General features: G+C 27.2%; 8 protein-coding genes. 2 read left to right on the top strand and 6 right to left on the bottom strand.

What is annotated here, in order from left to right; all coding sequences use genetic code 11:
• Positions 1–156: 156 nt before the first annotated feature.
• Together Q0K19_RS14350 and Q0K19_RS14345 are read left to right on the top strand one after the other, a co-directional pair.
• On the top strand, positions 157–2,559 hold the full coding sequence (locus Q0K19_RS14350; RefSeq protein ID WP_297249151.1) for a penicillin-binding protein 1A: 2,403 nt from the start codon (positions 157–159) through the stop codon (positions 2,557–2,559).
• Positions 2,560–2,569: 10 nt separating this feature from the next.
• Positions 2,570–4,468, top strand: coding sequence for a conjugal transfer protein TraB (locus tag Q0K19_RS14345; RefSeq protein WP_297249149.1), 1,899 nt, complete (start codon positions 2,570–2,572; stop codon positions 4,466–4,468).
• A gap of 58 nt (positions 4,469–4,526) precedes the next feature.
• On the opposite strand, the gene Q0K19_RS14340 is transcribed toward Q0K19_RS14345, so the two are convergent.
• The 6 genes from Q0K19_RS14340 to Q0K19_RS14315 all read right to left on the bottom strand — a co-directional run.
• Entirely contained in the window at positions 4,527–5,255 is a 729-nt protein-coding gene (locus Q0K19_RS14340) for a hypothetical protein (RefSeq protein WP_297249147.1), read from the bottom strand.
• Positions 5,256–5,401: 146 nt separating this feature from the next.
• Positions 5,402–6,796, bottom strand: a complete 1,395-nt coding sequence (mnmE, locus tag Q0K19_RS14335) for a tRNA uridine-5-carboxymethylaminomethyl(34) synthesis GTPase MnmE (protein WP_297249145.1) — start codon at positions 6,794–6,796, stop codon at positions 5,402–5,404.
• An 8-nt stretch (positions 6,797–6,804) separates the two neighbouring features.
• On the bottom strand, positions 6,805–7,836 hold the full coding sequence (locus tag Q0K19_RS14330) for a hypothetical protein (protein ID WP_297249143.1): 1,032 nt from the start codon (positions 7,834–7,836) through the stop codon (positions 6,805–6,807).
• Positions 7,833–8,282: a tRNA (adenosine(37)-N6)-threonylcarbamoyltransferase complex ATPase subunit type 1 TsaE gene (gene tsaE / locus Q0K19_RS14325; RefSeq protein ID WP_297249141.1), complete on the bottom strand. Its 450-nt coding sequence runs from the start codon at positions 8,280–8,282 to the stop codon at positions 7,833–7,835. Before tsaE ends, Q0K19_RS14330 begins: the two co-directional genes overlap by 4 nt.
• A 53-nt stretch (positions 8,283–8,335) precedes the next feature.
• Complete coding sequence (locus tag Q0K19_RS14320) at positions 8,336–9,316, bottom strand: WESB_1763 family membrane protein (protein WP_297249139.1); 981 nt, start codon at positions 9,314–9,316, stop codon at positions 8,336–8,338.
• 64 nt (positions 9,317–9,380) lie between these two features.
• A partial coding sequence (locus Q0K19_RS14315; RefSeq protein ID WP_367172182.1) for a murein L,D-transpeptidase family protein occupies positions 9,381–9,789 on the bottom strand: 409 nt, incomplete at its 5' end.

Below are 9,789 nucleotides of genomic sequence, written 5' to 3'. Positions count from 1 at the left end.
TTGTAGCAATTATAAATTATAAGGAATACCATCTTTTTTTTAAACTAAAAGTGTGCAATATCTATGGCTCTTAAACAAAATATGATAAAAAAATATGTTGATTAATTGAATAATTATTTGTATAATATCATAAATATATATATTAGGATAACTAAATTGAAAGAACTATTAAAAAAAATATCTGATAAATACAATAGCATAAATATAGAACAATTCAAAAAATTCTACATAGTTTCTATTACATTAATATTTTTAGTAATAACTGTAATATTCTCTATTTTGGTTGCTGACATAGTTTTGCAGCCTGATGTTCAAGCAGTAGAATTATACAAGCCTACAATACCTACAAAAATATATGATATAAAAGGTGAAGTAATATCTGAATTTTTCACAGAACAAAGAGCATTAGTTGAATATAAAGATTTACCTCCTCAATTAATAGAAGCAATAATATCTATGGAAGATAATAATTTTATGTCGCATTTCGGAATAGATATTATAGGAATATTCAGAGGTACAATAGGAAACATATTAACCGGAAGAAGAGCAAGAGGTGCAAGTACATTAACTCAGCAGGTTGCTAGAAACATTGTATTAAAATCTACAGAAAGAACAATAACAAGAAAATTAAAAGAAATATGGGTTACTTTCCAAATAGAAAAAAGACTCACTAAAGAAGAAATAGTTACTCTATATTTCAATCAAATATATTTCGGGCACTCTGTATACGGAGTTCAGGCAGCAAGCAGATTTTATTTTAACAAAGATGTACAAAATTTAGATTTAGCAGAATGTGCAATGCTTGCCACACTTCCGCCAGCTCCTAATGCATACTCACCTATCAATAATCCTAATATATCAATAGCAAGACATAAAGTTGTTCTTAATAGAATGGCTGATTTAAATTTCATAACTAGAGATGAAGCTAAACAAGCACATAAAGAATTCTGGGAATCATATACAGGAAAAATCGGAAGAAGAGGATCTACTGCTTATAGTGCATCAATAGACAGAGCTCCTTATGTTACTGAATATGTTAGAAGACAATTAGTAAATAGATATGGTGAAAAAGCATTAAAAGAAGACGGATTAAAAATATATACTACTATAGATATAGAAAAACAGGAAGCTGCTCAGAAATTATTAACAGAAGCACTTACAGAATATAACAATAAATATGAAGGCGGTTCTATGGATATAGTTAATCTATATAATAGAGAAACTATAGATAAAATGAAAATGCTTTCCATATTATTTAATCTTCCTGAAAATACAGCTTATAATAAATTTAACATTGCTGTAAGAGATACTTTAAATAAATATACTACTTTGCCTTTGGCTTTAATGTCTGATATATTCGGAATGGAAGAAGTTAATGATATAACTATGGAAGTAATGAAAGCCGATGAGGCAGAACTTTCAAGACAGATTGAAGGTGCTTTGGTTTCAATAGATCCTAGAAACGGATATATTGTTTCAATGGTTGGAGGTTCAGGATTTACAGCTAGAAACCAATTCAACAGAGCTACTCAGGCAAGAAGACAGGCAGGAAGTGCTTTCAAGCCTTTCGTATATGCTGCTTCAATGGATGTTACTAATTATAGTCCTTCAACTATTGTTAGTGATGCTCCTATAGGTTTTGTACCTGAAGAAGGAGAAGACGGAGAAGTTTGGATACCTAAGAACTATTCAGGAAATTTCAAAGGTGATGTAAGTTTAAGATATGCATTGTCAGCATCATTAAATATAGCTACTGTTAATGTACTCAATTATGTAGGAATTACAAACACTATAAGATATGTAGAGCCTATATTTAAAGCTGAACCTGATTCTGATAAATCTAAAAGAATGTTTAACCATGATTTAACATTGAGTTTAGGTACAGGATTATTTACACCATTAGAACTTACAACAGGTTTTGCTGAATTTGCCAATGAAGGAAAAGAAGTTAATCCTATACTTATAAGATATGTTACTGACAGATATGGAATAGTAATGGACAACTTTGAAGATGATTTAAAGAAAAAAATAACATTAAGAGGCGGTCCTAAACAAGTTATAAGCAAGGAAGTTGCATATATGATAAGCGACATATTAATGGGGGTATTAAGAGGCGGTACTGCTACAAGTGCTATGTATGAGGCTAAATTCACAAGAAGAGGTGCTGGAAAAACAGGTACTTCTAATGACTGGAAAGATGCTTGGTTTGTAGGATATACTCCTGAACTTGCTACAGGTATATGGATTGGATTCGATTCATTCAAATATTCTTTAGGAAATAATCAGGTTGGCGGTAGAGTTGCTGCTCCTATATGGGGTAAGTATATGGTAGAAGCATTGAAAGAAGTTAAACCTACTTGGTATACAAGACCTGAAAATGTTATAAGTATGCAGGTTTGTGCTATAAGCGGACAATTACCAGGTCCTTCATGTTATTCTTTCCAAACTGATTTGTTTGTGAGCAATAAAGTACCTACTGATACTTGTAATGTATGTTCTCATTATTTGGAAGATTCTAATGAACTTGATAATATAATAGATTCATTCCTTAATTATTAAAGGAAAATGAATGGATACTAAAATAATAGATAATATAGATTCTAAAGTATTAAGGTATAAAAATATATTTGCTGTACCTTCAATACATTCTAGAGTTTATTTTTCATTAGCTGTAAGAGAGGCTTTTGAAAAATTTAAACCGGATATTGTAGCAGTAGAGCATCCTGCAAATTTTGCTGATTCTTTAAGAGAGGCTGTAAGCAGACTTCCATTTGTAAGTTTAATCATAAGAGAAATTGAAAATGAAGCCGTTTATATACCTATAGACCCTTGCGATTCTATAATAGAGGCTGTTCGTCTTGCTATTGATGAGGAAATACCGTTTTTTCCTATAGACAAAGACATAACTTCAATAAACACTAATTCTCATTATCTTATGCCTGATGATTATGTGATGAAAAATATTGGGCTTGAGAAATTCTATAATGAAGTTAAAAATAATTATATATTTCATAAAGATGAATCAGATGAAGAGAGAGAAATATTCATGGCTAAAAATCTTTATGAACTTTCTAAAAAATATAATAAAATACTTCTTGTTATAGGAATGTCGCATTGGGAAAATATTGTGTCAATATTACAAAAGCTTGATAATGAAAAATTGGATAATAAATCAAAAGAAGAAATAATAAATAAAAAATTTTCAGAAGATGATGAAGAATATATATATTCAGAACCTAAAATATATAATGTACATAGAAAATCATTAAATAAAATGCTTGGTGAGTTTCCTTTCACAACTTATATGTACGAACTATACAGAAACGGAGAATTAGAAACTTTTGACAAGATACATATAATAGAAACAATTTTTAAAGAAGCAAAGATGAGATATAAACTTCCAATCTCATTACTTCAGCAAAAAAATATGATGAAGTATTTAAGGAATTTATGTCTTCTTGATAATTATATCATACCGGATTATATAGATATGCTAACGGCTGCAAAATGCATGATAAATAATGATTATGCTTTAGAAGTAATGGAAGGTATGGAATATTATCCGCATTACACTGAAGAAGATGAAAATTACCCTACCATAAAATTAAATAGAGATCCAAGCACAAACGGTATGGAAGGAATGCTCAAAGATAAAAAAATCAAACTTCATAAATATGACAATGTATGGAAAACATCTTTCAAGAAAGTTAATGTTACAACCCGTCCTAGTGAAAAATATGAAGGAGAATGGGAAGATGTTTGGAATAAAAGAACTAATCTGCTTTCCCATGTGCCTGAAGATATACTTATGGAAAAGCATATGAATATACTTAGAGATAAAATAAGAAATATGCTTACTGAGGACAAAGCAAGAATAGAACCTTTCACTGTTAGCATTAAAGACGGTATTGATATGCGTGAAACTATAAGGAACTATTATAAAAATGAAATATATGTCAGAGAGATTCCAAAAATCAAAGGAAATATAGGACATATGGTTGTAATATTCGATGATGAGCATGATGAAGATTATGATTGGAATATAGTTTGGTATAGCGAAGCACATGATGACAGCGATTTAATATTATATTCTACTGAACCCGGAAATACTTTAGTAGGGCCTGGAATATCTAAATGCTATTTTGGAGGTTACGCTTCTTTAATGCCTCCTCAGGCTCCGCATGATGTTTGGAGAATGTATAAGCGTTTGAAAAAAGACGGAATAGTTAGAAATTATGCTGATTTACTTCTATACACTGCTATAATATATTCTGTTGATAAGTATTTGGGTTATGTTGCTCCTAATCCTCCATCAAATATATTAAAAGAATTTGCAAAGAAGAATTCTGTTGAAATAGTTTATGTTCCGCTCGCTACTTTTTCAAGCGAGACTCTAAGAAAGTTAAGACATTTCCATGTACTTGGAAACAAAAGGCTTAGAAAAATTGCTGATGATTATATAATATAATTTATAAATTAATTATAAAAAATAAGATTATATAAACAATTTATACTATATTAACTAATTAAATTTTATCTTTCTCTTTATTATCTATAGTAATTTGACGGCTATTAAAAGGACTGAATCTTAAACCAACCTGCAAACCAATACCAAATGCATCTGTAGATGTATATTTTGTTTCATTAATTTTTTTTCTAACGCCAAACTCATAATCAAAATATAATCCAAAATTGGCACCTACATTATAATTATTGAATACAGAATAATCCAATGTTAATTTAATATAAGGTATTACATTCATTTTATCATATTTATTGACTATATCCACCATATTTACAGTACTGCCTGCTGCTATATAATTTGTGCCATTACTAACTAGTCTTTCCTCTTCAATTCCTGCTACAGGTATTTTTAATCCGCCTCCGATACCTATAGAAAAATCATAAATATTTACCTTTGGCAAAATACCTATTTGAAAGCTATGAAAAGCAGAAGTAGAAACAGCTGATTTTGTTTTGTCAGAAGCTATAGAATATGAATAAGTATCATAACTATATCCTGTTTCAGCCAATACACTAAGCCCTATATTATTTTTAAAATCTATTACATATCCAAACTGTGCTGTAATCCCCATATCAAAACCCAAACCTACTTCATGTTCTGATCTTCCCATAGGTATTCCTACAGCGAGCCCAGCAGGTATATTTATTATTCCTTCAAATCCGCTTGCTGCCAAAAGTGATAAGTTAATCGATATAAATATACTTATAATTAATAATAATAATTTTTTCATATTGGCAACTAAACTCCTTATATACTCTTCATTACAATATTATCATCAATTTAAATATACATTTTTTTCAAAATTTATCAAATATGATTATATATATTATCGTAAATAATTATTTATTTTATATAATATGATATTATTTAAATATATTACTTACCTATACAAAAGTTAGCAAATATCTCATTAATTACTTCTTCAGCATCAACTTTTCCGCTAACATTTCCAAGTATATTATTTAATATATTCATCTCTTCAGCAACTTCATCTAATGAATAAGACTCCAATGATTTTTTTATACATATATCAATCTGTTTAAGTCCGCTTTCTAAATATCCTCTCTCTCTATTATTGACATAAGTTTCTTTATTAAAAATATCCATATCAGAATCTGAAACATAATTTTTTAAAGCTGATATCAATTCATCTTTTCCTGATTTTGTTTTTGTACTTATATTAATTATATTACCGCTTACTATTTCTTTATTAAACTTTTTATATTCATCGCTTTTATTAAGTATATATATAATATTTTTATTTTCTAATGTATTTAAGAACTCCATTAAATTAATATCATCTTCATTTGTTACACTGCTTCCGTCAAACACTGCAAGTATAATATCAGATTCATATGCACATTTTTTAGCTCTTTCAATACCTTCAAGCTCAATATCATTATCAGCTTTTTTATGAAATCCAGCAGTATCCATCAAATAAAAAGGTATATTATCAATATAAATATTTTCACTCAAAAAATCCCTTGTAGTTCCAGCAATATTTGAAACAATAGCTCTTTCTCTATCCAATATCATATTAAATATACTGCTTTTACCGGCATTAACTCTGCCCAATATTGCTACTTTTATTCCATTAATAAGATTTTCAACTCTCTTAGAATTGGATAAAATATTTTCTATATCTTTTTTTATAATCTCAAAATTTTTTATAAGCTTATCATAAGAAAAACTTTCTGTTTCATCTTCAGGAAAATCTAATTCTCCGTAAACAAGCATAAGAGAATTTTTTATATTTTCTCTAAGTTTATCTATCTCTCTTGTAAGCCTGCCCCTCATTTTATATATGCTTGCTTCAGCCATAAGTTTATTATTAGAATCTATCAAATCATGTATAGCCTCAGCCTCGCTTATACCTATTCTTCCATTAATATAGGCTCTATATGTGAACTCTCCCCTATTAGCTGCCCTTGCTCCGTTTCTTATTAAAAGATTCATAAGTGCATCTATTACTACAATGCTTCCATGGGTTATGAATTCTATTGTATCTTCAGATGTGAAAGTATTAGGAGACAAAGAAGACAATACTATAACCTCATCAACCGGTATATTATTTTCATCTTTTATTAAAGCATAATAACTTTTTCTATGCTCAAAATTATTTATATTCTTATTTTCATTATTAGCGTAGAAACATATTTTTGAAGCTATTTCTAATGCCTTGCTTCCTGACATTCTTATTATAGCCAATGCACTCTTTGAATATGGTGTTGATAATGCTGCTATAGTATCTTTTATATCATACTCGTTCATATTTTACCTTAACTGTTTTCTTGCAAATGTTCCATTTTCTTTTGAAGTTTTTTCTGCTCTTTTAATTCTTTTCTTAGTCTTTTCTTTTCTTCTTTTCTTATCTTTTTATTTTCTTTTTCTTCTAATTTTAATGCAGTATATAAATTACCGTTTTTTACTATATAATCAACACAAAAATCATAATCTTTCTGCATTATTTTGAGTTCAGGAATTTGTTTTGCAAATTTTACGTAATCAGATTCTTCAAACATTTTTATTATGTATTCGCTTTCATTAAATACATTTTCTTTGAATAATTGATTTATTTCGCTAGTAGTCATATCTTCTATATTGAATCTGAATCTCTTTGTAAGATATCTTTTAAATATAAAAGTTAATTCAAAATAATACTCTGCATATTTATTTTCATTATAATAAGTATTGCAGTCTATAAGTTTTAATGCATTCAATGCTTCAGTATCTTCTTTTATATTTATTTTTTCATTGAATTTTCTTTCTATATATTTTACTACAGCAAATATCAATATTATTATTCCAATAATAGCAAAAACTATAAGCACAACAAATAGCCATACATATTTAGGCATAGGTATACCAATAGTACCTTTCATAGGCGGTAAAGTTTCTCCGTCAGAGAAAGGATACACCAATATAGTTATATCCTCACCATGAAGTTCTCTGTATTCATTATTATAATTATATGAAATCTTAAATGGATATACAACGAATTGTCCTACATCATAAAAACCTAATTTATATTTTATGATTCTCTCTTTATATTCTCCAACATTTCTAGTTTTATTTTCAACAGATATGATTCTGCATTTATTATCTCTATCATCAAATGATAAATCTTCAAAATTATAATCTATATTATTTTTAGAAAGTATACGCACTTCATAATCTATAGTATTTCCAATAACAACGTTAACAGATGAAATATTACTCAATGCATTTACTATAATATTTTTATCTATTTGTTTGGAACATGACATCAATAGAGTAAATATCATTATAAATAATATAAATAACTTTTTCATGAAATCAAACTAATCCTATATAATCTATTATTTTCTTCGTACATTTCTATTTCAAATAAATAGTATGGAGCTTCAAAATAATCTTTGAATTTACTGCCCCATTCTATCACAGTAATTCCGCTCTCTCTTATTTTATCTTTGAAACCTATATCATCAAGTTCTTCTTCTTTTTCAAGTCTGTATAAATCCACATGCCTCAAAATACTTTCTTCGCCATTTAAAATTATATCATACTCGTTTATCAAAGTAAATGAAGGACTGCTCACAATATCTTCGCTTTCCATTAATCTTGATAGTATTCTAACAAATGTAGTTTTACCAAATCCAAGATTACCTTCCATTATAACTACATCACCGTCTTTCAATATATCTTTAAAAAATTCAGCGACTTTTTCTATATCTTCAAGGCTTATATCTTTTTCTTCTTTAATAATTTCTTTTTTCATATTTATTAATGTCAATATTATAAAATTATAATTTAAATTATAAAAATAATATATTATAGAGTATTATTTGTCAAATGCTCATCATAGTCTTTTTCGTTATTACATATACTAAGCATTTCCATAACGGCAAATACAGAAATTAATCTTAATCCAAAATTGCTCATATCAAGTCCAGCAAGCATAAATAAAGTGAATACTATCAATTTAGGACAATAATATTTTGATACCAAACAGCTCATAAAAGATGTAAATAAAGTCATTAAGAACATTATAATCACTACTAGATAAACAGTAAATGGTAAATACATCACAATACCTAAAGCCCCAAAGAATGATATTACAATCAAAAAGAAAGAATTGCCAAATACTAATATAGCTATTATTGATAATATTACCATCATAATGATAAAAAAGAATGATTTATTAATATTTTTCATAACAACTTTTTTCATAAAAATCAATATATAAGCTATCATTAATATCAAAAATGAAAAAGATGATAATTTACTCATATAAGTTGATATAAAAGTAGATATATAATGAAAAATATCCGTATCTATTATTTTATTAGCTGATATTAAAATATAATTGATATTAGATGAGGCTAAAGCAAGAAGCATAAAAACATATACTCCTCTATCCAATTCAATTATATTATTCGATTTTATTATAGAAACAAAAATTTTTATTGTAAGAACGAATATAGATATAAAATATAATAACTCTATATAATTATAAATATTAATTTCTATAGCATAAAGCCTTAAAGTACCTGATATAAGAAATAATATTCCAAATGCAGCTAAAAAAGGCTCTGAATTAAATATACAATTATAAAATTTATAAAATACCAAAAGGAAAAAAGATATTAATACAATATAATTCAAAATAAATGTAATTACATATATAAAAGAATTATTATCAATTACTAAAGCTCTGAAAAACAAATAGTTAAAAAATACAATGGCAATCAGCAAATATGACCAGAAATTGTATGCACTTACAAAGGAAGTATTTTTATTCATTTGAATCATTAACTATTACCCAATTATTATATATGCTAATATAGTAATATTTTTATAGAAAAATTGCAAGAATTTAAAACACATAGTTTCCTTTAGAATCCACTTTAATCTTTAATTCTTTTTTATAATTTTGAAATATATCATATCCTTTTTTTATATTTGACCAAAAATCTATTAAAGATTCATCATAATGTTTTTTATAATAATCAAAATTGTTGTCTGTCATTTGAAAAGGAAATATATAAACAGGTATTCTATTTTGACCATTATCTTTAGCATATACAGCATATAAATATATTTCTTTTATTTTATCATCTGTCATAGGCATGCATCCTATAGTAACATTAGCACCATGAATGAATATATCTCCGCCTAATCTTGAAGCATTACTTTTCTTTTTGTCGGATTCATTGGGATAATTAATTCCTAATGAAAGATAATAACTACTTGCGGGATTAAATCTGTCTATATAATAAAAACCT

Origin of the sequence: uncultured Brachyspira sp. (assembly GCF_944393015.1) — a bacterium.
GTDB lineage: Bacteria > Spirochaetota > Brachyspiria > Brachyspirales > Brachyspiraceae > Brachyspira.
The sequence above is the reverse complement of the archived record's forward strand: the minus strand, read 5'-3'. Positions and strand labels throughout refer to the sequence as shown.